This window comes from Cedecea sp. AS113 (assembly GCF_037152415.1).
GTDB lineage: Bacteria > Pseudomonadota > Gammaproteobacteria > Enterobacterales > Enterobacteriaceae > Cedecea.
Map to the genome: position 1 here is coordinate 1 of NZ_JBBCMI010000055.1, position 680 is coordinate 680.

A 680-nucleotide genomic window follows, 5' to 3' on the forward strand; every position below is an offset into this window, starting at 1 on the left:
TCATGCCCGGAAAACGATTAATGACTGGCGGCAGGATTATAACGAGTGCCGTCCCCATTCATCGCTGGATTACCAGACACCAGCTGAATTCGCAACGGACTGGCGAAACAGAAAATATGAAGAAAAACCAACCGACATTACTAACTGAAGGTTGTATCTAATCCTAGGGGCAGTTCATTGCCTCAAGACTAAAGAGCAATTCAAATCACAAACAGTTATCGAAAAAAAACCGCTCGGACAGAGCGGTCTAAAACAAGGCATAAGAGAGCAATACGCGGAAACCGCTAACCAAGCTTAGAAGGTAATTTCACTTTAGATAGGACATTTCAAAAATAATTTATTTCTTCCTAAAAACCTTTAAAACAAGTTGATTAGTTCAGGAAACCCCGTACAGTGGCGCGACTTTGTAACGATGATGCTGTTTGCATCCTCTCAGGAATAGAAGGATTTCCTGCTCCTGAGAGTTTTTTTTAAAAAGAAAGCAAAAAATCACTTTCGTAAGATTTCAAGCAAATCCTTTTCAAACAAACCTGTGCTTTTACACTCAACGGGCTTGACCTTATCGTTTCCATCCGAAGTGACTAAACCCACAACTCCTGTAACAACCACGCTCACATTGCTACCTTCTCCTGCACTCCATATCTGGGTCACAATTCTTGATTGCTCCTGTATATTTTGTG

The 680-nt window shown here is 41.2% G+C and carries 1 protein-coding gene and 1 pseudogene; one reads left to right on the top strand and one right to left on the bottom strand.

Annotated elements, in window-relative coordinates:
* The coding region (locus WFN87_RS23990) for an integrase core domain-containing protein (RefSeq protein ID WP_336983824.1) at window positions 1–148 on the top strand (148 nt) is incomplete at its 5' end.
* Between the two features lie 341 nt (window positions 149–489).
* Here the strand turns inward: WFN87_RS23990 and WFN87_RS23995 are convergent.
* Window positions 490–680, bottom strand: a pseudogene (locus WFN87_RS23995) (hypothetical protein); the annotation flags it as partial.